Here is a 21,195-nt window from a genome sequence, read left to right on the forward strand (position 1 = left end):
CCGAAAACGTGACGTCCGACTCCGCACCACCCGAAACCCCCGGCGAGCCCGGCGCGTCCGACGACCCCGCCGAGCCTGACGCCCCCGGCGCGTCCGCGCTGCTCGCGCTGCAGCGGACGACCCACGCCACGCTCCAGTCGCTGACCGCCGATCTCGCCGGCCTCGGCCTGACCGCCTCCGAGATCAACGCGCTCGCCAACCTCGCCGACGGGCACGCCCGGACCGCCTCCGAGCTGGGCGCCGCCGCCGGCACCCGGCCGACCACCCTGACCGGGGTCCTCGACCGCCTGGAGCAGCGCGGCCACATCACCCGCGGCACCCGCGCCGGCGACCGCCGATCGGTGCTGGTCGAGCTCACCCCCTCCGGCCGGCAGACCGCCGACACCATCCGGCGGACGGTGACCGGCCTGGAGCGCCGCGCGCTCCACGACCTCTCCCCCGCCCAGGTGGACGGCTTCCACGCCGTGCTCCTGGCCCTGACGAAGGCCTCCGCATGACCCCGCCCGACGCCCCCACCGCCCCCACCGCGCCCGCCAGGCCCACGGCACCCGAACTCCCCACAGCTCCGGCCGAGTTCACCGCCCTGATGCACGACGTGATGGCCGGCGCCGAGCGCTTCGGCCACCGCCAGCACGTCCACCTCACCTGGCTCGCCGTCCGCCGGCACGGCCGCGACGCCACCCTCGCCCTGGTCGCCGACGGCATCCGGGCCACCGCCACCCGAGCCGGAGCGCCGCGGAAGTTCCACGTCACGACGACCCGCGCCTGGGTCGAGCTGGTCGCCCGACGCGCCACCGCCGACGAGGACTTCGAGGCCTTCGCCGACCGCCACCGCGACCTGCTCGACAAGGGGCTGCTCGCCCGCCACTACCGGCCCGGGACACTCGCCGACGAGCGCGCCCGGACCGGCTGGGTCGAGCCCGACCTCAAGCCCTTCGGCGGCTAACCGTCCTGGCACTGCGCCAGGATCTCCTCGACGGCCTTCGCCGCCCGCTCCGCGTCCTTTGCCACCAGGCCGATCCTGGTCCGGCGGTGGAGCACGTCCGCCACGTCCAGCGCGCCCTCGTGGGTGACGGCGTACGCGATCTCGGCGCGCGTCACGTCGATCCCCTCCGCGATGGGGGCGAGCTCACCGGCCGCGAGCACCTCCGCCGCCGTGCCGCCGTGGCGGGCGAGCAGCGAGGCGGGCACGCCGAGCTCCGGGAGCGGGCGGCTGTCGCGGTGCCCGGGGGCTCCGACCAGCGGCAGCCGGGCCGTCCAGCACGCCCGGGCCGGGAGGCCGCGCAGACGGACGGCGGCGTCCACCGCGTCCTCGGCCATCCGCCGGTAGGTGGTGAGCTTGCCGCCGACCACCGTGACCACCCCGGACGGGGACTCCAGCACCGCGTGCTCGCGGGAGATGTCGGCGGTGTTCCCGCCCCCGGTGTCGATCAGCGGGCGCAGCCCGGCGTAGGCGCCGCACACGTCCGCCCTGGTCAGAGCGGTGCTCAGGGCCGCGTTGACGGTGTCGAGGAGGAAGGCGATCTCACCGTCCGTCGGCACCGGCTCGTCCGGGACGGGGCCCGGCGCGTCCTCGTCGGTGAGGCCGATCGCGACCCGCCCGAGCTGCTGCGGCAGCGCGAAGACGAACCGGCTGGTCGAGCCGGGCACCGGCACGGTGAGCGCGGCCGTGGGGTGGCCGAGCGCGGCCGCGTCCACCAGGACGTGGGTGCCGCGGCTGGGCCGCAGCCGGATCGACGGGTCCACCTCGTCGGCCCACACGCCGGTCGCGTTGACGACGGCGCCCGCGCCGACCGTCAGTTCGTGTCCGCTCACCGTGTCGACCAGCCGTGCCGAACCGCCGGTGACGTCCTCGGCGCGGACTCTGGTCAGCACCGTCGCACCGTACTGCGCGGCCGTCCGGGCCAGCGCCACCACCAGCCGCGCGTCATCGACGAGTTGGCCGTCGTGCGCGACGAGCGCGCCGCGCAGACCCGCCGTCCGCACGGCCGGCACCAGCCCGCGGGTCCGCTCGGCGTCGATGCGGCGCACCCTGGGCAGCAGCGCGCCCGGTGTGCCCGCGCCGAGGCGCAGCGCGTCGCCGGCGTGGAAGCCGACGCGGATCAGCGCGCCCTGCCCGGGGCGGAGCAAGTCGGGGAGCAGCGGCACGAGTTGGGGCAGGGCCCGGATGAGGTGCGGCGCGGTGCGGGTCATCAGCACCCCGCGCTCGACGGCGCTCTCGCGGGCCACCCCGATCCGTCCGGAGGCGAGGTAGCGCAGGCCGCCGTGCACGAGCTTGGAGCTCCAGCGACTGGTGCCGAACGCGAGGTCGCGGGACTCGACGAGCACCGTGCGCAGACCGCGCGCGGCGGCGTCCAGGGCCACCCCGGCGCCGGTGACGCCGCCGCCGATCACGAGCAGGTCGACCCGCGGCCGGTCGGCGAGCGCGTCCAGCTCCAACGCCCGTCTGGCGCCGTTGAGTCGGCTTGTGCCGGTGAAGGGGCCCGCGGTCGGCTCGGAGGGGGGCGTCATCGCGGAGGAGGGCGTCATGGCGCGAGGTATCCGTTCAACGCTCTGGCCAGTTCGCGCCGCCAGGCCGCCTCGGGCAGCAGGGAGGCGACCATGCGGTGCGACTGGACGGTGGACTGGGCGATCAGGAGCACCATGGCGGCCAGTTCGAGCGGCTCGCCGGTGCGGATCGAGCCGTGCGCCTGGCCCTGCTCGATGCCGGTGCGCAGCGCTTCGAGCAGGCCGCGCTGGCTGGTGCCGAGCCGTTCGACGACGTACTCGAGGAGCAGGTCGGAATCGTCCGAGTGCAGCAGCGCGCCGAGCACCGGGTGGTCGCGCAGGCGGACGGCGACCTCGACGACGCGGTCGACGAAGGTCTCGCGGTCGTGCACGTCCAGCACGACGCCCTCCTGGGTGGCCACCAGGATCTCCCGGGTGAGCAGTGCGCCGATCACCGCCTTCACGTCCGGCCAGCGCCGGTAGACGGTCGGCCGGCTGACCCCGGCGCGGCGCGCGATCTCGGCCAGCTGCGTCCGGCGCACGCCGAGGTGGACGATCAGCTCGGCGGCGGCGTCGAGGATCGCGTCGTCGGTGCTGCGCGGCTGCCCGGCGTTGCGCGGCCGCTGGGCGTCGTCCGCGGAGGAGGTGGCGTTACTACTTGACATGATGTGTGAAACTGTAACGCATGGCACCTGAGACGCAAGCGGGACCGGCCGACGCCGCGCTGCCGCTCCCCCCGATGAAGTGGGACGCCTGGGGCGACCCGGCGCTCGCCAAGGAGCTGTCCGCGGACATCAAGGGACTGCTCGCGGCGGCCCTCGGCGTCACCGGCGACGCCGCGCCCGGCCCCACCGCCGACGAGGTCCGCCTGCGCCCCTCCCGGCTCACCGAGGCCGACCTCAAGGCGCTCGCCGCCGCCGTCGGCGAGGCGCACGTGAGCGCCGCCGACGCCGACCGCCTCCCCCGCGCCGGCGGCAAGTCCACGCCCGACCTGCTGCGCCGCCGCAGCCGCGAGCCGCAGGACGCGCCCGACGCCGTCGTGCTGCCCGGCAGCGAGGACGAGATCGCCGCCGTGCTCGCGCTCTGCGCCGAACGCCGCATCGCCGTCGTGCCGTTCGGCGGCGGCACCAGCGTGGTCGGCGGCCTCGACCCCGAGCGCGGCGGGCTGGCCGCCGTCGTCTCGCTCGACCTGCGCCGCCTCGACGCGCTGCTCGACCTCGACGAGACCTCCGGCGAGGCCCTCCTCGGCGCCGGCCTCACCGGCCCGGCCGCGGAGGCGCTGCTCGCCGAGCGCGGCTACGAACTCGGCCACTACCCGCAGAGCTTCCGCTTCGCGACCATCGGCGGCTTCGCCGCCACCCGCTCCTCCGGCCAGGACTCGGCCGGCCACGGGCGCTTCGACGAGATGGTGCGCGGCCTGCGCGTCGTCACCCCGGTCGGCGTGCTGGACCTCGGCCGCGCCCCCGCCTCCGCGGCCGGTCCCGACCTGCGCGAGCTCTTCCTCGGCTCGGAGGGGACGCTCGGCATCATCACCGCCGTCAGGGTCCGCGTGCACCCGGTGCCCGCCGTCAAGGCGTACGAGGCCTGGAGCTTCCCCGACTTCGCGACCGGCACCGCCGGCCTGCGGGCCGTCGAGCAGCAGGGCACCGGCCCGACCGTCATCCGGCTCTCCGACGAGGCCGAGACCATGGTCAACCTGGCCATGACCGAGCAGATCGGCGGCGCGCCCGCCGTCAATGGCTGCCTCGCCGTCACCGTCTTCGAGGGCACCGCCGAACAGGTCGCGGCCCGGCACCAGCTCACCCGCGAGGTCCTCCTCGCCGCCGGCGGCACCTCGCTCGGCGAGGCCCCCGCCCGGGCCTGGGAGCACGGCCGCTTCAACGCCCCCTACCTGCGGGACTCGCTGCTCGGCGCGGGCGCGCTGTGCGAGACCCTGGAGACGGCGGCGAACTGGAGCCGCCTGCCGCACCTGCGGGTCGCCGTCACCGAGGCGCTCACCACCGCGCTGCCCGGCGCGCTCGTGCTCTGCCACATCTCGCACGTCTACCCGACCGGCGCCTCGCTCTACTTCACCGTCGTCGCCGCCCTCGGCGAGGACCCGCTCACCCGGTGGGGCTCCGCCAAGCGCGCGGCCGGGGACGCGATCGTCGCGACGGGCGGCACGATCACCCACCACCACGCCGTCGGCGCCGACCACCGGCCCTGGATGACCGACGAGATCGGCGAGCTGGGCGTGCGGATCCTGCGCGCGGTCAAGGCCGAACTCGACCCGGCGGGCATCCTCAACCCGGGCAAGCTGATCCCGTGAGCGCGAGCGCGCCGAGAACCGTCGCGCTGCTGGCCAACCCGGCGGCCGGCGCGGGGCACGCCGCGCCCGCAGCCGAGCGGGCCGTCGCCCGGCTGCGGGCGCTCGGCATCGAGGTCGAGCGGTACGCGGGGCGCGACGCCGAGGACTCCGTCCGCCTCGCCCGCGAGGCCGTCGCGGGCGGGGCGGACGCGGTGGCCGTGGTCGGCGGGGACGGCATGATCAACCTCGCCCTCCAGGCCGTCGCCGGCACCGCCGTCCCGCTCGGCGTCGTCCCCGCGGGCACCGGCAACGACCACGCCCGCGAGTACGGCCTGCCGCGCGACGACCCCGAGGCCGCCGCCGACGTCATCGCCGCCGGACGGACCCGGACGGTCGACCTCGGCCGCATCACCGGCCCGGACGGCGCGACCCGCTGGTTCGGCTCCGTCCTCGCCACCGGCTTCGACTCCCTGGTCAGCGACCGCGCCAACCGCCTGCGCTGGCCGCGCGGCCGGATGCGCTACAACCTCGCCATCCTGGCCGAGTTCGCCAACCTGCGCCCGCTGCCCTTCCGCATCACCCTCGCCGACGGCACCGTCATCGAACGCGACCTCACCCTCGCCGCGGTCGGCAACACCCGCAGCTACGGCGGCGGCATGCTCGTCTGCCCCGCCGCACTCCCCGACGACGGCCTGCTCGACCTCACCCTCGTCGCCGCCATGCCCCGCCTGCGGATCGCCCGCTTCTTCCCCACGATCTTCAAGGGCACCCACATCCACCACCCCGAGGTCGCGACCCACCGCACCCCGTCCCTCCGGATCGAGTCCCCCGGCATCACGTCCTACGCCGACGGCGAGTTCATCGCCCCGCTGCCCGTCGACGTCACCGCCGTCCCCAACGCCCTGCACCTGCTGGTCCCCTGACCCGCCCGGGCCGTTCGGGGCGGCGCGCCCGGCGAGCAGGGATGTGTGCGTACGTCGTGCCGGCTCAGCCCACCAGCCGCTTGCGCCAGCTCAGCGGGCGTATCTCGATCGCGGTGGAGGGGTCGCCGTTCCACACGGCCGGCAGGCCGGCGTCCGCCAGGGCGGCCGCCACCTCGTGGCCGACGGCGGTGGTCGTGAGCGGGGAGCCGTCGAAGCCGCCGTAGAGCAGGGAGAGGCCGCGGCCCTCGGCGGCGGATTCGGTGCACCGGGTGTGGAAGTACACGAATCCGCGGGCATCGTCGGCACCGGCAGCGCCGATCTCGGCCTCGCCGCAGGAGCGGCAGCAGGTGAAGTGCTCCCGGGCGGTGATGCCGTCGGCCTCCAGGGCGGCGAAGGCGCGGGCGAGGCGCTCCGGGTCCGTCTCGCCGACCCAGCCGGTCTGCTCGCCGACGCGCTCCAGCCACAGCCGGTCGGCGAGCTCCTCGGCCTGCTCGCGGGAGACCGGGCGGCGGTCCGGGGAGACCAGGTACTCCTCGGCCTCCTCGGCGAGTCCGGCGCGGGTGGTGTAGCCGCAGGCCAGGGTGAGGCGCAGCCGCTCCTCCAGGTCGCGGCGCTCGGCGGCGGGCAGGTCGAGCGGCGGCACGGGCTCGGGCGCGGGGCCCATGTCGAGCGGCTTCCAGTCCAGCCCGTCGCCCCAGCCGGGCTCGCGGCGCGCCCAGCCGAGCATGGCGGCGATCACCGCGCCGGGATCGTCGAGCCTGACCTCGAAGTGCCGTTCGGCGGAACCGTCCCGGTGTTCGAGGGAGTAGTCGCCGCCCTCGGTGTGCCGGACCTGGATGTAGATGTCGGGGAGGTCGGGTATCCGCTGCACGACCACGAAGTTGTCCCCGGGCGCGCCCAGCCGTGCGACCAGGCCCCCGAGGTCGTCCGCACTCGCCCCGACGTGCCGTGTCCCGTCGTTCTCCTGCACCGTGATCGCCAACATGGGGCCACCCTGGCACACGCTACTGACAACGCCCCGACGGCGGGTCAGTCCCGGCCGGTGCCGGTGAGTACCGGTCAGTGCCGCTCAGTGCCGGGGCCGATCCGGAAGACGACGTTGTGCCGCAGCGGGCCCTCGGGCGCGGCCGGGTCCTCGAAGTCGGCGGCGGGGTCGTACGTCATGCCGAGGCGCCGCATGACGGCCTGGGAGCGGTGGTTGGTGGCGGTGGTGACGGCGAGGACCTCGGGGAGGGCGAGGGTGTCGAAGCCGTACCCGAGCACCGCGCGGGCCGCCTCGGTGGCGTAGCCGTGGCCCCAGGCGGACCGGGCGAGGCGCCAGCCGATCTCGACTCCGTCGACGGGGACCTCCTCGTCGATGTCGTCGAGCCCGGCGAACCCGACGAACCGCCCGGTGGCCCGCACCTCGACCGCCCACCAGCCGTAGCCGCGCGCCTCGAACGCGGCCTCGTAGCGGGCCACGGAGGCGTCGGCCTGTTCCCGCGTGAGGAGTTCGCCGAGGTGCTGCCGGATCTCCGGGTCGGCGTTCATCGCGGCCCAGGGTTCGAGGTCGGTCGCCCGCCAGCGGCGCAGGAGGAGGCGTTCGGTGCGCAGTTCACTCATGCACGCAAGCCAACGCCACCCACACCGACCAAGGCAACCCCTGGAGAACGTCGCCGCCGCGCTCATCCGCTGAACCGCCGCTCGCGCACGGCACCTGGCGGCCCGTCCGGCGCGCGACCTCCCCTCCCAGCGCGAGCAGTTGGAGCGCCTCGCGGCGCTCACACTCCCCGCGTCGCCTTGATCCGGCCCGCCTCGATCGCCGCCACCAGCTCCGCGTGGTCGAGCTTCGTGCGGTCCGCGTACCGCACCGCGAAGTCGGCGACCGCCTCGGCGAAGGTGTCGGCCGCCCCGAGGTAGCCCGCGATGGCGAGCCGGTCCCCGGTGCGGGCGTGGGCGCGGGCCAGGGTGCGCCCGCACAGGTCGGCGTAGGCGCGCAGGCCTGAGGGGGCCATGTCCGCGACGTCCGCCGAGCCCTTCATGTCGCGCAGCTGGCGGCCGTAGAAGTGCCGGTCGGCCGGGCCGGTGGTCCAGCCGAGGAAGATGTCGCTCGCCGCCTGCATCAGGTGCTGGCCGGTGACGACGCGCCGCCCGCCGTGGTGCGCGGCGACCTCGGCGTCCACCCGGGCGGCCGGCAGGTGGTCCTCCAGCACCGACCGCCCGGCCTCCTTGAGCTGCAGGAACAGCGGGTCGCGTCCGCCTCGGCCCTCCAGCAGCACGACGTAGCAGCGGGTGCCGACGCTGCCCACGCCGACCACCTTCAGCGCCGCGTCGACGAAGCGGAAGCGGTTGAGCAGCACCCGGCGATCCTCGGCGAGGGTGGCCCGGTAGTCGCCGAACATCGTGCCGACGCCGCGCAGTTCGTTCTTCGACAGCGGCTCGATCAGCGGCGGCTCGCTGACGATGCGCCGCCGCCCGTCCCGCTCCTCGGTCAGCTTGCCGAAGGCCTGGAGGCTGGTCCGGCGCCGGGCGGCGGCGAGGTCCTCCTCGGCCGCTCTGCGCTGCTTGCGCCCGCGCTCCAGCGGGAGCAGGTCGGCGCCGTCGATCCGGCTGTACCAGACGTCGAGCTCACCCATCCCGGCCAGCCGGCGCAGGGCGGTGGCGTAGCCCTGGGCGGCGCTCAGGGCAGCGCGCCGGACGCGCTCCTCGTCGTGCCCGTTGTCGCGGGCGGCGACGGCGACGCTGGCGGCGAGGCGCTTGACGTCCCACTCGAAGGGGCCGGGGTACGTCTCGTCGAAGTCGTTGACGTCGAAGAGCAGGGAGCGCTCCGGCGAGGCGTACAGGCCGAAGTTCGACAGGTGGGCGTCGCCGCAGAGTTGGACCGTCAGGCCGGTGTCGGGCCCGGCCGCGAGGTCGGCGGCCATGACGGCGGCGGCGCCGCGCAGGAAGGTGAAGGGGGTGTCCGCCATCCGCCCGTAGCGGATCGGCAGCAGCCGCGCGACCCGGCCCTCGCCCTGCCGCTCCAGCACCGCGACCGGGTCGGGCCGGTCGGCGGCGGGGATCCACCGGCCGTGGGCGGAGCGGGAGACGCGCTCGCGGGCGGCCCGGCCCAGGCGGCGGCGTTCGGTGGGAGTGGTCATGCGCGGCTCCTCGGTCGGCCTCGGCGGGTGCCCCTCCGAGCGAGGCTATGAGACCGCCGCCGGAGGGCGCACCGCGCGCCCTCCGGCGCTGCGCCGAACGGATGATCCCCCGATTCCCCCGGCGCCATTCCCGGGGCCCGTTCACCGGGGCGGTTTCCGGGGGCCGCCCCGCCGCCTCCCGGCCGTCACTCCACGGCGAAGTCGGCCATCATCGCCATGTCCTCGTGTTCTAGGTTGTGGCAGCGCAGCATGTACGTCCCCGCGTGGTCGGTGAACCGCACCAGCACCTCCACCGCCTCGGCCGGCCGCAGGTCGACGGTGTCCTTCCACCCGGCGTCGTACGGCCCCGGGCCCCTGCCGTCGCGCGACAGCACCTGGAACTGGTTGAGGTGCACGTGGACGGGGGAGGTCGCCGGAGAAGCGCCGGACCTCGGTGTCGCCGAAGCCCCTCACACCGGGTCGGCCGCCACCCCCCGGTAGGCGGCGCGGAGTTCGGCGAGGACGGGGTGGCCGGGGTCGAAGCACGTGCCGTCGATCGCCGCCACCGGGCGCAGGCCGACGCCCGCGTTCACCGCGAACGCGGCCGTGAACCGGTCGAGCCCGGTGGCGTCCACCGGCTCGCGGTCCTGCGGCCCGTCGTACGCGCCGGCGAGCAGCGCGGCGGTGACGCCCGGCAGGCTCGGGCCCTGCGGCCACACCAGGCGCCCGCCGTCGTCGACGAAGCCGATGTTCCAGGTGGCGCCCTCGGTCACCCGGCCCGCCGGGTCGACGAGCAACGCGTCGTCATACCCGGCGAGTTGGGCGCTCCGGCGGTGGCGGATCAGGCCGAACAGCCCGACGTGCTTCACCTCGGGCGCCTCCCGGACGTACGCCACCGTGCGCACCCGCAGCGGGCCCGGCACGGCGGCCGGGGCCGGTCGGGTGGTGACCAGCAGACGCGGCACGGCCGGGCCCGACGGGCGCTCCAGGCCGAGCTCCGGATCGTAGACGGTGACCCGGACGATCGCCGCCGCCCCGTCCGGCGGCAGCACCGCGCGGATCCGCTCGCGCACGACGGCCGGGTCCAGCCCGGCGTCGAACAGCGCCCGGCAGTCCCGGACCAGCCGCTCCAGGTGCAGTGCGAGGCCCCGGACCCGGCCGGCCTCGACGCGCAGGGTGGTGAAGTGCCCGTAGTTCAGCAGCCCCAGCGCCGCCACCCGCGCCGCGTCGGCGGGGGCGCCGTCGATCTCGATGTCAGCCATGGCACGAGTCTGGCAGTCCCCCCGCGCGATTCCGCCTAGAACCCGGCTCCTGCGTCCCGCCTCGCGCGCTGCTCGCCCGGAGACACCGGCCGGTACGGGGTGACGAACCGCCGGCCCGCCGCCGCGGCCAGCTGCTCGAAGTGCTCGATCTTGTACGCGAGCCCCTCCGGCTCCCCGGTGTCGGACCAGCGCCACGCCTCCGCCCACCACTGCGGTCCGCGCACCAGCGGGCGGCCGGCGAGCGCCAGGTGCAGCGCGAGCGTCGAGCGCGCGTAACCGTGCACCCAGCCGTCCGCGCCCCGGTAGGCGGCCGTCTCGTCCAGCCGCAGCCAACGGCCCTCGCGCCCGGCGGCCAGCAGCGGCACCCACCCGTGCGCGCCGTCCTCGACCAGCAGGAGCAGCCGCCCGTCCTCCTCCCGCACGCGGTAGCGCGGGAGTTGGGGCATCCGGGCGAGGGCGAGCGAGTGCTTCCAGCCGACCACCCACAGGCCCCGGCGCAGGTAGTAGCGGACGGCGTGCTGCCAGGTCCAGTGCGCCTCCAGCCGGAATCCGGGCAGGCCCTCGGCGGCGGCCGCCGCGTACACGTCGTCCAGCACGCCGGCGGCCAGGCCGCACCCGCGGGCCTCCGGCCGCAGGTAGAGCGAGGAGACGGCAAGCTGGCGCCCCCTCGTCCAGTTGTCGACGGCCACCGTCCCGGCGACCGCGCCGTCCGGGCCCAGGACCCAGTACCGGTGCCGGTACAGCTCGCCGCCCGGCCACTCCCGGCCGCTCTCGCCCAGCCGCTCGCGCCACGCGCGCTCGGCCTCCGGCGCGAGCCCGTCCGGCTCCACCCGTTCCCCCAGCTCGCCCTCCACCAGGGACGCCAAGTCCCAGAGCGCGAAGCGCCGTTCGTCCCCCTCGGGCACCACGGCCAGCCGCGGCCCCGCCGCCAGCCGATCCTGCGCCCGTTCCACCGCTGCATCCCAGGACCTCACCACGCAGCCACGATAGACCCGCGGCGGGCACGGATCGTAATTCGGTGGACACCGAACGTCAGATCGGATACGAATTCAGCCGTCCGCCTCGTGCCGGGAAGGGAGTTCCGAATGTCCGCGCGCCTCTCAACCGCGCACCGTTTCGGCGCACGCCTCCTGCTGGGCCTCTGCCGGGCGCTCCACCGGCGCCTCGGGGCGCGCCGGCCGGGTCAGCACGACGGCTGCGATCACGGCCGCGCCGCCCACGAGGGCGTTCCAGCCGACGGGTTCGGAGAGGAGGGCCGCACCCAGGGCCGTCGACCAGAGCGGCGTCACGTAGGTGACGGCGGAGGCCACCGTGGTGCCCGCCGAGCGGACCAGGCCGAGGTTGAGCACGTACGCGAAGCCGGTGCCGGCGGCCCCCAGCACCAGCAGCGCCGCCGCCGGGCCCGTGCCGGGCCAGTGCGGCGCGCCCGCGCCGAGCGGCGCGATGACGGCCAGCTCCGCCGCGGCGCAGGTGATCTGGACGGCCGACAGCGCCGCGGCGGTGTACGGCCGCCCGGCCAGGAAGCGCCGCAGGTAGGCGAAGCCCGCGCCGTAGCAGCACGCGGCGCCCAGGCAGGCCAGCCCGCCGACGACCTCGCCCGCGCCGACGCCCCGCCAGACGCCGAGCACCGTCAGCACACCGGCGAAGCCGAGCGCGAGACCGCTCAGCCGGCGCGCGCCCGGGCTGCGCTCCTCGGCCACCGTGGCCACCGCGAACAGCAGCGTGAACAGCGGTGTGGTCGCGTTCATCACCCCGGCGAGCACCGAGCTGACCTTCGTCTCCCCGAACGAGAAGAGGGTGAACGGCACGGTGTTGAGCAGCACCGCGACCACCGCCGAGTGCCCCCAGGCCGCGCGTTCGCGCGGCGCCCGCTCGCGCTGCAGCGCGAGGATCGCCCACAGCGTCCCCGCCCCGAGCAGGCTGCGCCAGAGCGCCACCCAGGGGGGCGGCACCCCCGCGTCCACCGCGACCTTGATCAGGGCGAAGCTCGCGCCCCAGATCGCCGACAGCACCACGAAACCCGGCCACCAGCGCCGCACTCCGACCACCTCCGTCCTTCCCGCTTCTCCGTTCGGGACGGTCCGTTCCGGGCCGTCCGTCCTGGACAGAGGGTGGCCCCGCCAAGGAGCATGAGTCCAACAAGTGATGACGCCGAATGGATGAGGAAGTCTCATGGCCTCGGAGGTCAACCTCGCCCAGCTCAGGGCCCTGATCGCGGTCGCCGACACCGGCGGCTTCGGCGCCGCCGCCGACGACCTGGGCATCACCCAGTCCGCCGTCTCGCACGCGGTCGCCGCCCTGGAGCGCACCCTCGGCGCGCCCGTCCTGCACCGCGGCAACCCCACCCGGCCGACCCCGCTGGGCGAGCAGATCCTCCCGCACGCCCGCACGGCGGTCACCTCGGCCGCCGCCGTCCGCGCCATCGCCACCCGGCACTCGGGCGGCCTCACCGGCACCGTCCGGCTGGCCGCGCCCACCACCGTCTGCCAGGTGCTGCTGCCCGGGCTGCTCCGGGACTGGGCGGCGGCGCACCCGCAGGTGACGGTCCGGATCTTCGAGGGCGAGGACGCCGAGCTGGCCGTCTGGCTGGAGGCGGGCACGGTCGACGCCGCTGTCCTGGTGGACGCCGGGCCGCTCCCGCCCGGGGCGGTCTCGCTCGGCGCGGACTCCATGCACGCGCTGCTCCGGCGGGACCACCCCCTCGCCGAGCAGGAGACCATCCACGTGGCGGACCTGGACGACGACGACTTCCTGCTGTCCGAGGGCGGCTGCGAGCGCCACATCCGCGAGGCCTACCGCCGGGCCGGCACCCGCTTCGCCCCGCGGCACCGGATCCGCGACCTCAACACGCTCATCGGCATGGTGCACGCGGGCGTCGGCATCTCGGTGATGCCCGCACTCGCGCTGACGATGATCCCGGCGGACTGCGTCCTCGTCCCGATCCGCCCCACCGTCCACCGCACCCTGACGCTCACCGGCCCGACCACCCGCCCGTGGTCCCCGGCCGTGAGCGGCCTGTTGGCGAGGGTGTCCTCGGTGCCGGCCGTGGAGGCTCCCGCGAGGCGGTGAGCCTGCGGGTGTGGCACATGCCGGCGTGGCACTTGCCGGCATGGCACTTGCCGGCGGCTCGGGCGCCCCCGGTGGAACTTTTCGCGGTCGGAGGGCTGGTCCGCTGGATCCGGTGACGCACCGGCCGCAAGGTGGCGGGCGTTCCGACCCGCTGTCAGAGGGAGGCCCGTTGTCCACCCCCGCACCACACCCCCGCCGCCGGGCGGCGCTCGCCGCGCTGCTCACGGCCGAGGCGATGAACCTGCTGGACGCGACGATCGTGCAGGTCGCTGCTCCCCGCATGCACGCCGAACTCGGCGGCCCGATGTCCGCCGTGCCGTGGCTCACCTCGGCCTACACCCTGCCGTTCGCCGTCCTCCTGCTCACCGGCGCCCGGCTCGGCGACCGGGCCGGGCGGCGACGGGTGTTCCGCATCGGGGTGGCCGCCTTCCTGCTGGCCTCCCTGGCCTGTGCCGGCGCGCCCACCCTCGGCGTGCTGCTCGCCTTCCGGGCCGTCCAGGGCGCGGCGGCGGCGCTGATCGTGCCGCAGACCATCGGTCTCATCAAGGCGATGTTCCGCGGCGACGAGACGGCTCGCGCGCTCGGCAGCATCGGCCCGGTCATGGGCCTGGCGGCCGTCTGCGGCCCGGTCCTCGGCGGGGTGCTCACGCACGCCGACCTGTTCGGCTCCTCGTGGCGCGCGGTCTTCCTCGTCAACGTACCGCTCTCGCTCGCCGTCCTGACGCTCGCCCCGCTCCTCGCCGAGGACCGCGCGCCCCGGCGCCCCGGCCTCGACCCGGCGGGCACCGCGCTCGCCGCCCTCGCGACCGCCCTGATCGTGCTTCCGCTGCTGCGGTCCGGCGGCGCAGCGGACGGCCCGGCGCTCGCCTCGCTCGCCGCCGGGTGCGCGGTCGCGGTGGCCTTCGCGGCTCACCAGCGCCGTGGCGCGCGCCGCGGGCGCGGCACACTCGTCGAGACCAGCCTCTTCGCGTCCACGCGGTTCCCGGCCGCGCTGGTGTGCTCCGCACTGTTCTTCGGGGTCGGCACCGGGCTCACCCTCGTCGTCGTCCTCCAGCTCCAAGTCGGCTCCGGCGCCGACGCGTTGACCGCCGGGCTGACCCTCCTGCCCTGTTCGGCCGGAATGGCGGCGGCCTCCTGGTGCGCCGGCGCGTACCTCGTCCGCCGGTACGGGGCGCGGGTGCGCACCGCCGGACTCGCGGTCATGGCGGCGGGCGTCCTGGCCACCGCCGGGGCGTTCGGCGCGGGCGGCCGACCGGCGCTGCTGCCGTGCGCACTCGCCGTCGTCGGCATCGGACAGGGCCTGTTCACGCCCGCGTTCTTCACCGCGGCCCTGCACCCGCTCCAGCCACAGGAGATCGGCTCCGCCGCCGGCCTCCTCAACGCCCTCCAGCAGCTCGGCACCACCCTCGGCGTCGCCGCGCTCGGCCGGGTCTACCTCGCGTCCGCGGACACCGGCGGGGCGCAGCGCGCCTGTTGGGCCGGTCTCGCCGCGCTGGCGGTGGTCGCGGCGGCCGGGCGGGCGATGCGCGCGCCCGGCCGCCCGGGCCCGGCAGAATCGGAGCGCCCCGCAGAATCGCAGCCCGCTCGGGAACCGGCGACCGAACCCCTGGAAACCACGCATGCTCGATGAGCTCGACCGCGCACTCGTCCACGCCCTGCGGATCGACGGCCGCGTCCCGTTCAGCCGCATCGCCGCCGTGCTCGGCGTCTCGCCCCAGACCGTCGCCCGCCGCTACCGGCGGCTGCGCGCCGAGGCGGGCCTGCGGGTCGTCGGGCTCGCCGACTCGCACCGCACCGGCCGCACGCAGTGGCTGCTGCGCCTCACGGCCGGTCCGCACACCGCCCAGAGCGTCGCCCGCGCTCTGGTGCGACGCGGCGACACGGCCTGGGTGAAGCTCACCTCGGGCGGCACCGAGATCACCGCCGTCGTCGAGACCGCGCCCGGCGACGACGGCCACACCCTGCTCCTGCGCGACATCCCGCGCACCGCCACCGTCACGGCCGTCTCCGCCCACTGCCTGCTGCACACCTATCGCGGCGGCTCGACCGCCTGGCCGGGCGGCACGGGCGCCCTCGACGAGGACCAGCAGGCGCGGCTCCGGCGGGCAGCATCCAACCCGGTGCCGCTCGACCCCCCGTCGCCGTCGTCAGGCCTCGACCCCGCCGACCGGGCACTGCTCACCGCGCTCCACCACGACGGCCGCGCCGCCCTCGGCGACCTCGCGGCCGCCACCGGCCGCACCCCCGCGACCGTCGCCCGCCGCCTCGCCGAACTCCGTGCCGACGGTGCCGTCTTCCTCGACGTCGAGCTGGACGCCCGCCTACTCGGCGCGGGCATGCAGGCGCTCCTCTGGATGACCGTCGTCCCCGCCGACCTCGACCGCGTCGCCCGAGCGCTCACCGGCCACCGCGAGCTCGCCTTCGTCGCTGCCACCACCGGCCCGACCAACCTCGCCGCCACCGCCCTCTGCACCGACCCGGCCGACCTCCACCGCTATCTGACCCGCCACCTCGCCGCGATCCCCGGCATCACCTCCCTGGAATCCGCCCCCGTCCTCCAGACCCTCAAGGCCGCCGGTCCGATCCCGCCTCCACCCACCCGCGCTCCCCATTGACGCCCCGGGTCACGGCCTGCCGTGCCGCGCGGGCGGTTAGCATCGCCCCTATGCCTGCGCAGGACCGTCCCTCTCACGCCGAGCCGGCGCCCGGCCACCCTCGACGGGTGGCGCCGAGGTGTGGTACGGCACCGTCGGCCAGCCAGCCAGCCAGCCAGCCAGCCAGCCAGCCAGCCAGCCAGCCAGCCAGCCAGCCAGCCAGCCAGCCAGCCTTGGCGGTGGCGCCGGCACGGGTGCTGTTCGCCGTGCGGTCGGCGGCCGCGCTGCACCGGCTGCTGGATCTACTGCCCGTCTTCGAGGGTGACGAGCGGGTCCGCTGCCGGTTCACGCTCGTCCCCGGTTCGGAGTTCGACGCCGACGCACTCGCAGCCGTCGAGGCCGCCGGAGCGCGCTGCCTCCCGTGGTCCGAGGCCCTGGCCTCCCCGCACGACCTGATCCTGACCGCCAGTCCCAAAGGCGCGCTCGGCGGCCTGCGCGGCCACCAGGTGCTGCTCCCGCACGGCGCCGGCTTCAACAAGGCGCTGCCGGACGAAGGTTCGCCCGCGCTGCCGTCCGGCCTCGATCCGGCGTTCCTGCTGGACGACGGCCGGCCGACCGCGACGCTGCACGCCCTCGCCCACCCCGCCCAGGTCGAGCGCCTGGCCGCCCGGATCCCCTCCGCCCGCGGCCACGCCATCGTGGCGGGCGACCCGACCCTCGACCGGATCCTCGAATCGCTGGACCGCCGCGCCGCCGTCCGCGCCGCCCTCGGCACCGGGGCGCGTCGGCTCGTCGTGCTGTCGTCCACCTGGGGCCCGGAGTCCCTGCTGGCCCGCCGCCCGGAGCTGCCCGCGTCGCTGGCCGCCCGGCTGCCGTACGACGCCTACCAGTTGGCACTGATCGTGCACCCCAACGAGTACAGCCGCACCGGCGCCTTCGACCTGGCCCGGCAGCTACGGCCCGCCCTGGACGCGGGCCTGGTCCTGGCGGCGCCGTACGAGCAGTGGGCGGCGTTGCTGGTCGCGTGCGACGTCGTCATCTCCGATCACGGGTCGGTGGCGTTGTACGCGGCCGCCCTGGACCGGCCCGTCGTGGCCGGGTGCGTCGGCGCGAGCGAGCTCGTCCCGGGCAGCCCGATGGACGAACTGCTCGCCTCCGTCCCGCGCCTGGACCTCGACACCGCCGCCGTCGACCTGGCCTCGGCGGCGCCTGCGCGGACCCGCCGCTTCGCCGAGCGGGCCTTCGCCCTCGCCGGGGAGTCGCTGGAGACGCTGCGCCCGGAGCTCTACAAGCTGCTCGGGCTGGCCCAGCCCGAGCACGCCGTCCGGTCGCGCCCGCTCCCCGTGCCGGGGCCGGACCGTACGCCGCACACTCCGGCCGCGTTCGCCGTCCGGGCCGGGACGGAGGGGCGGCACGTCACGGTCGAGCGGCTTCCGCCGTGGACCGACCTGCCGTTCCACCACCGCGCCGCCGAGTACGGGCGGGCGGGCGTCCGCCAGCTCCAGAGCGCGGCGCTGATCTACCAGCGGTGCGGAGAGGGTTCGTCGAACCGGCAGCACGGGCAGCACTACTGGCACCAGGAGTACCGGACGGCCGGCGACTGGACGGCGGAGGTGCTCGACGAGTACCCGGGCTGCCGCACCGCCGCCGTCGTCCTCTCCCCCGCCGCCTGTCTCGTCCGCCGCGACGGCGCCGAGCCGTTCACCGTCCGCGTCGGCCCCACCCGTGCCGGCGCCCTGATCCGCCTGGCCGACCCGGCCGCCGTCCTCTCCGCCGTCCACGCCTGGCTGGGCGTCCGTCCGCTCGCGCTCCCCGGCTCGCTCACCGCCCGGATCAGCGGCACGGACTACCGCGTCGACCTGGCACCCGCCACCGGGGCCGAGCTGGATCACCCCGCCTGACGACTGATCAGATCCGCCATCGCCGTACGGTAGCCCTCGGCGCCGGCAGCGTCGCCGCCCTCCTCGCAGAAGGCCACCAGCGCCTCCAGCACCCGCAGTTCGTCCGCCGCCGACCTGCGCGCCCGGGCCCCGTCGAGGGCGGCCCGGTAGAGGCGTGCGGCCTCCTCGCGGCGGCCGGTCCGCCGCAGGGCCACCGCCAGTTCGAAGCCGGTGCGCGAGGACATCCGGTCCCGGCCGAGCCGCCGCGCCGTCCCGTGCGCCTCGGTCAATAGCTTGACGGCACGGTCGAGTTCGCCCATCGCGACGGCCCCGCGACCGATCAGGTAGGTCTGGAGCATCGCGCCGTACTCGTTGCCGATCGCCCGGTGCACCTCGCGCGCGGCCTCGAAGTCGGGAACGGCGTTCGCCCAGTTCCCCTGGACGGAGGCCAGCTTGCCGCGGAACTCGATCGCCGAGGCGTACAACTTCCGTTCGTCGTCCCGGTCCCCGAGCAGCCGGCCGCGCCGGATCGCGGCGTCGATCTCCCGCTCCGCCTCGGCGTACCGCCGCTGTTCCCAGAGCGGGCGGGCGAGCTGGCAGTGCATGCGGACGATCCCGGCGGTGAAGTCCGCGCGCTGGGCGGAGGCCAGGCCGTAGCGGAAGGCGTCGGTGACGTCGGCGTAGTGCTGGTGGTCGAGGAAGTGCGTCCAGAGCGGTTCGCACAGGGCGACCGCGTCGTCGTCCAGCCCGTCCTCGTGGGCCATCCGCACGCCGCCGAAGAGGGCGAGGTGCTCCAGCTCCAACCAGTGCATGGCCGCGTGCTTGTCGGCGAACTCCAGGTCCGGCACGTCGGCCAGTGCGGGCTCCTCCGGCGCCGGGCCGGAGACGATGAGCCGGGTGCCCGCGGCGAGGAGGTCCGCCCTGGTCGCCTGGCGGCGCAGCCAGCGCACCAGTCGCCGCCGGACGTCACCCGGGGCGTCCGCGCCCGTGCCGGCCCTGCGGAGCGCGTGGCCGCGCAGCAGGTCGTGCATGCCGAGGCCCTCGGGCCGCCGCAGCAGCAGGCCGGCGTCCGTCAGCTCGTCGACCGCGTCCTCGGCCCGGTCCAGGCCGGAGCCGAGCAGGGCGGCGGCGACCGGGACGGTGACCACCGGGCCGGGGTGGTGCGGGAGGATCCGGTACAGCCGGGCCGCCGTGGGCTCCAGCCGCTCGTAGGCGGCGTTCCAGACCGCTTCGACCACGGGCACGCCCTCCTCGCGGAGTCCGGCGGTGAGTTCGTCGATCAGCCGCCGCGGTTCCCGGTTCCGGCGCTTGCGCAGCAGTCGCCCGGCCACCAGGATCGCGGCGGGCAGGCCCGCGCAGCACCCGGCCAGTTCGGCGGCGGCCGCCGGATCGTCCGCGAGCCGGGGGTCCTCGACGGTGGCGCGCAGCAGGCCGGTGGCGTCCTCGCCGGAGAGCGGGCCGAGCGGGAGGTCGACGGATCGCGTGCCGTCGAGGTCGGCCAGCCGGGCGTGGCTGGTGACGACCACGATCGCGGCGCCGGAGGCCGGCAGCAGCGGGCGGACCTCGGCGCCGCTCTGGGCGTTGTCGATCACGACCACCAGCCGCTTGTCCTGGGTGGCCGCCCAGTACTCGCGGCGCCGCTCGGCGTAACCCGCCGGCAGTGCGTCACCCCGGCCGAGCGAACGGCAGAGGTCGCCGAGCGCGTCGGCCATCTCGACGACGCCGTCGCGCCGCAGGTCGTTCAGGTCGACGTGGAACACGCCGTCGGGGCAGTGGCCGCGGCGCCGCAGCTCGCGGGCGAGGCGGAAGCCGAGTTCGGTCTTGCCGATGCCGCCCATGCCGCTGACGCACACCGCCAGGGGGCCGTCCGCCGACTCACCGTGATCGCCCGCGACGGTGGCCAGCACCAGGTCCTGCTCGACGGTCCGGTCCGCGAAGTACTTGGGCGGCGGGGGCAGTTGGACGGGCGCATCCCGCTCGACGGCCGGTGCGTGCACACACAGGTGCCCGATGCTCCGCGCCTGGACGATGCTGCCCGCGCGCACCTGCCCGTCCACCCGGTTCGAGGTCTCGTTGGCCACCCGTCAACTCTAGGGCTGGCCGCGGTCTCGCGGAATCGGCTTGACCGATTCGGGGTTGACCACCATTCAGAAAAAGGTCTATACCAGTGACAGCCTTCGGCAACGACCCCGTGCCGACGGACCGTTCGGCCCGCGCGCCCGCCCCCACGTACGGCGCGGACGGGCCCCGTCCCCCTGCCGTTTCCTGGAAAGGCTTCCGATGGAACGCGCTCTTCCCCCACATCCCGCGCGCCAGAGCATCTCCCGCCGGGCCGTCGTCGCCGTCGCCGGCGTGCTCGGACTGGTCGCCGGCGGCGTCGGCGCCGTCACCGCCTCCGGCTCCGCGTCCGCCGACACCACCACCGGCCTGGGCAGCAACTGGTACGCCTCGGCGCCGTACCTGATGCCCGAGGACAACAGCCCGCCGGACGCCGCCGCGGTGATGGACGCCACCGGGCAGAAGGCCTTCCAGCTGGCCTTCGTCCTCGCGCAGGGCAACAGCTGCGCCCCCTCCTGGGGCGGAACGTCCTCGATCGACTCCGACACCACCATGCCGTCCGTGATCCAGACGATCCGCGGCAAGGGCGGGGACGTCTCGGTGTCGGTCGGCGGCTACGGCGGCACCAAGCTCGGCCAGGTCTGCGGGACGCCGGAGGCGACCGCCGCCGGGTACCAGCAGGTCATCGCCAAGTACCGGCTCAAGGCGATCGACTTCGACCTGGAGGAGCCGGAGTACGAGAACACGTCCGCCATCCACAACGAGATCGGCGCCGCCCGCATCCTCCAGCAGAACAACCCCGGCCTGTACGTGTCGATCACCACGGCCGGCACCAACGCGGGCACCGGCTGGTTCGGCACCCAGATGCTGGGCGAGGCCAAGTCCCAGGGCTTCACGCCGAACAACTACTCGATCATGCCGTTCGACGGCGGGTTCAACGGCGCCGCCGCGCAGACCGACGCACTGGTGAAGTTCAACCAGCTCCTGCAGACCACCTTCGGCTGGTCGCAGGCCACCGCGTACGCCCACGAGGGCGTCTCGATGATGAACGGCCGCACCGACGCCGCCGAGTACTTCCACCAGGCGGACTTCCAGACCGTGCTGGACTTCGCCACCGCGCACAACCTGGCCCGGTACACCTTCTGGTCGGTCAACCGCGACCGCCAGTGCCAGGGCCCGGTGGACCCGGGGCTGTCCGGCTCCTGTTCCAGCGTGGCGCAGAGCGACTGGGACTTCACCAAGTACACGGTGAAGTTCGCCGGCGCGGCACCGCCCAGCACGCCGCCGACAACTCCCCCGACCACGCCGCCGACCACCCCGGGCACCTGCACCCTCCCGGCGTGGAGCGCGAGCACCACGTACACGGCGGGCAACAAGGTCTCGTACAACGGGCACGACTACCACGCGAAATGGTGGACGCTGAACGAGGTTCCGAGCGCCAGCGGCCAATGGGGCGTCTGGGCCGACGACGGCCCCTGCTGACGGCCTTGAACGCGGGGAGGGGCGGACCCGCTCGGCGTCACCGGGCCCGCCCCCT

Annotated in this window: 18 protein-coding genes and 1 pseudogene; 9 read left to right on the forward strand and 10 right to left on the reverse strand. The window is 75.6% G+C overall.

The genetic code is table 11. The annotated features are described in order from the left end of the window. The first annotated feature begins 8 nt into the window (after positions 1–8). Entirely contained in the window at positions 9–497 is a 489-nt protein-coding gene (locus ACWCXH_RS15820; RefSeq protein WP_449802000.1) for a MarR family winged helix-turn-helix transcriptional regulator, read from the forward strand. Continuing rightward, a complete protein-coding gene (locus ACWCXH_RS15825; protein ID WP_449802001.1) occupies positions 494–946 on the forward strand; it encodes a hypothetical protein in 453 nt (150 codons plus the stop codon). Before ACWCXH_RS15820 ends, ACWCXH_RS15825 begins: the two co-directional genes overlap by 4 nt. Here ACWCXH_RS15825 and ACWCXH_RS15830 read toward each other — a convergent pair. Both ACWCXH_RS15830 and ACWCXH_RS15835 read right to left on the reverse strand, forming a co-directional pair. After that, positions 943–2,511 carry a glycerol-3-phosphate dehydrogenase/oxidase gene (locus ACWCXH_RS15830; RefSeq protein ID WP_449802099.1) on the reverse strand — a complete coding sequence of 523 codons (1,569 nt, stop codon included), beginning with the start codon at positions 2,509–2,511 and terminating at the stop codon, positions 943–945. The genes ACWCXH_RS15825 and ACWCXH_RS15830 overlap by 4 nt on opposite strands. A gap of 14 nt (positions 2,512–2,525) precedes the next feature. Beyond that, a complete protein-coding gene (locus ACWCXH_RS15835; RefSeq protein ID WP_449802002.1) occupies positions 2,526–3,152 on the reverse strand; it encodes a TetR/AcrR family transcriptional regulator in 627 nt (208 codons plus the stop codon). A 20-nt stretch (positions 3,153–3,172) separates the two neighbouring features. Between ACWCXH_RS15835 and ACWCXH_RS15840 the strand changes: the two genes are divergently transcribed. Further along, a complete protein-coding gene (locus ACWCXH_RS15840; protein ID WP_449802003.1) occupies positions 3,173–4,795 on the forward strand; it encodes an FAD-binding oxidoreductase in 1,623 nt (540 codons plus the stop codon). Continuing rightward, a complete protein-coding gene (locus tag ACWCXH_RS15845; protein ID WP_449802004.1) occupies positions 4,792–5,697 on the forward strand; it encodes a diacylglycerol kinase in 906 nt (301 codons plus the stop codon). Before ACWCXH_RS15840 ends, ACWCXH_RS15845 begins: the two co-directional genes overlap by 4 nt. A gap of 64 nt (positions 5,698–5,761) precedes the next feature. Here the strand turns inward: ACWCXH_RS15845 and ACWCXH_RS15850 are convergent, their stop codons facing one another. From ACWCXH_RS15850 to ACWCXH_RS15880, 7 genes and pseudogenes are all read right to left on the reverse strand, one after another. Then, positions 5,762–6,682, reverse strand: a complete 921-nt coding sequence (locus ACWCXH_RS15850; RefSeq protein ID WP_449802005.1) for a DUF6891 domain-containing protein — start codon at positions 6,680–6,682, stop codon at positions 5,762–5,764. A gap of 74 nt (positions 6,683–6,756) precedes the next feature. Beyond that, a complete protein-coding gene (locus ACWCXH_RS15855; RefSeq protein ID WP_449802006.1) occupies positions 6,757–7,299 on the reverse strand; it encodes a GNAT family N-acetyltransferase in 543 nt (180 codons plus the stop codon). Between the two features lie 158 nt (positions 7,300–7,457). Continuing rightward, positions 7,458–8,816, reverse strand: a complete 1,359-nt coding sequence (locus ACWCXH_RS15860; RefSeq protein ID WP_449802007.1) for a DUF2252 domain-containing protein — start codon at positions 8,814–8,816, stop codon at positions 7,458–7,460. 185 nt (positions 8,817–9,001) lie between these two features. Then, positions 9,002–9,220 (reverse strand): annotated as a pseudogene (locus ACWCXH_RS15865) (multicopper oxidase domain-containing protein); the annotation flags it as partial. A 45-nt stretch (positions 9,221–9,265) separates the two neighbouring features. Then, entirely contained in the window at positions 9,266–10,057 is a 792-nt protein-coding gene (locus ACWCXH_RS15870; RefSeq protein ID WP_449802008.1) for an aminotransferase class IV, read from the reverse strand. 35 nt (positions 10,058–10,092) lie between these two features. Then, positions 10,093–11,010 carry a GNAT family N-acetyltransferase gene (locus ACWCXH_RS15875; protein WP_449802009.1) on the reverse strand — a complete coding sequence of 306 codons (918 nt, stop codon included), beginning with the start codon at positions 11,008–11,010 and terminating at the stop codon, positions 10,093–10,095. Positions 11,011–11,157: 147 nt separating this feature from the next. After that, positions 11,158–12,105: a DMT family transporter gene (locus ACWCXH_RS15880; protein ID WP_449802010.1), complete on the reverse strand. Its 948-nt coding sequence runs from the start codon at positions 12,103–12,105 to the stop codon at positions 11,158–11,160. Between the two features lie 124 nt (positions 12,106–12,229). Between ACWCXH_RS15880 and ACWCXH_RS15885 the strand changes: the two genes are divergently transcribed. From ACWCXH_RS15885 to ACWCXH_RS15900, 4 genes are all read left to right on the forward strand, one after another. Further along, complete coding sequence (locus tag ACWCXH_RS15885) at positions 12,230–13,126, forward strand: LysR family transcriptional regulator (RefSeq protein WP_449802011.1); 897 nt, start codon at positions 12,230–12,232, stop codon at positions 13,124–13,126. Between the two features lie 169 nt (positions 13,127–13,295). Further along, positions 13,296–14,756, forward strand: a complete 1,461-nt coding sequence (locus tag ACWCXH_RS15890; protein WP_449802012.1) for an MFS transporter — start codon at positions 13,296–13,298, stop codon at positions 14,754–14,756. After that, positions 14,746–15,741: an Lrp/AsnC family transcriptional regulator gene (locus tag ACWCXH_RS15895; RefSeq protein WP_449802013.1), complete on the forward strand. Its 996-nt coding sequence runs from the start codon at positions 14,746–14,748 to the stop codon at positions 15,739–15,741. Before ACWCXH_RS15890 ends, ACWCXH_RS15895 begins: the two co-directional genes overlap by 11 nt. 212 nt (positions 15,742–15,953) lie before the next feature. Beyond that, positions 15,954–17,621 (forward strand): translation initiation factor 2, encoded by a 1,668-nt coding sequence (locus ACWCXH_RS15900; RefSeq protein ID WP_449802014.1) that lies wholly within the window; start codon positions 15,954–15,956, stop codon positions 17,619–17,621. Here ACWCXH_RS15900 and ACWCXH_RS15905 read toward each other — a convergent pair. After that, on the reverse strand, positions 17,609–19,681 hold the full coding sequence (locus ACWCXH_RS15905; protein ID WP_449802015.1) for an NB-ARC domain-containing protein: 2,073 nt from the start codon (positions 19,679–19,681) through the stop codon (positions 17,609–17,611). The genes ACWCXH_RS15900 and ACWCXH_RS15905 overlap by 13 nt on opposite strands. Positions 19,682–19,880: 199 nt before the next feature. On the opposite strand from ACWCXH_RS15905, the gene ACWCXH_RS15910 reads away from it, so the two are divergent. Continuing rightward, the gene (locus ACWCXH_RS15910; protein ID WP_449802016.1) at positions 19,881–21,140 is read left to right on the forward strand and encodes a carbohydrate-binding protein; all 1,260 of its coding nucleotides are present in this window, start codon (positions 19,881–19,883) and stop codon (positions 21,138–21,140) included. The last annotated feature ends 55 nt before the right edge of the window (positions 21,141–21,195 follow it).

This window comes from Kitasatospora sp. NPDC001660 (genome assembly GCF_053596725.1).

Coding starts and splice junctions, on each gene's coding strand:
- ACWCXH_RS15840 (WP_449802003.1), top strand. CDS start 3,173: ATGGCACCTGAGACGCAAGCGGGACCGGCCGACGCCGCGCTGCCGCTC.
- ACWCXH_RS15855 (WP_449802006.1), bottom strand. CDS start 7,299: ATGAGTGAACTGCGCACCGAACGCCTCCTCCTGCGCCGCTGGCGGGCG.
- ACWCXH_RS15860 (WP_449802007.1), bottom strand. CDS start 8,816: ATGACCACTCCCACCGAACGCCGCCGCCTGGGCCGGGCCGCCCGCGAG.
- ACWCXH_RS15835 (WP_449802002.1), bottom strand. CDS start 3,152: ATGTCAAGTAGTAACGCCACCTCCTCCGCGGACGACGCCCAGCGGCCG.
- ACWCXH_RS15830 (WP_449802099.1), bottom strand. CDS start 2,511: ATGACGCCCCCCTCCGAGCCGACCGCGGGCCCCTTCACCGGCACAAGC.
- ACWCXH_RS15825 (WP_449802001.1), top strand. CDS start 494: ATGACCCCGCCCGACGCCCCCACCGCCCCCACCGCGCCCGCCAGGCCC.
- ACWCXH_RS15910 (WP_449802016.1), top strand. CDS start 19,881: ATGGAACGCGCTCTTCCCCCACATCCCGCGCGCCAGAGCATCTCCCGC.
- ACWCXH_RS15850 (WP_449802005.1), bottom strand. CDS start 6,682: ATGTTGGCGATCACGGTGCAGGAGAACGACGGGACACGGCACGTCGGG.
- ACWCXH_RS15885 (WP_449802011.1), top strand. CDS start 12,230: ATGGCCTCGGAGGTCAACCTCGCCCAGCTCAGGGCCCTGATCGCGGTC.
- ACWCXH_RS15870 (WP_449802008.1), bottom strand. CDS start 10,057: ATGGCTGACATCGAGATCGACGGCGCCCCCGCCGACGCGGCGCGGGTG.
- ACWCXH_RS15895 (WP_449802013.1), top strand. CDS start 14,746: ATGCTCGATGAGCTCGACCGCGCACTCGTCCACGCCCTGCGGATCGAC.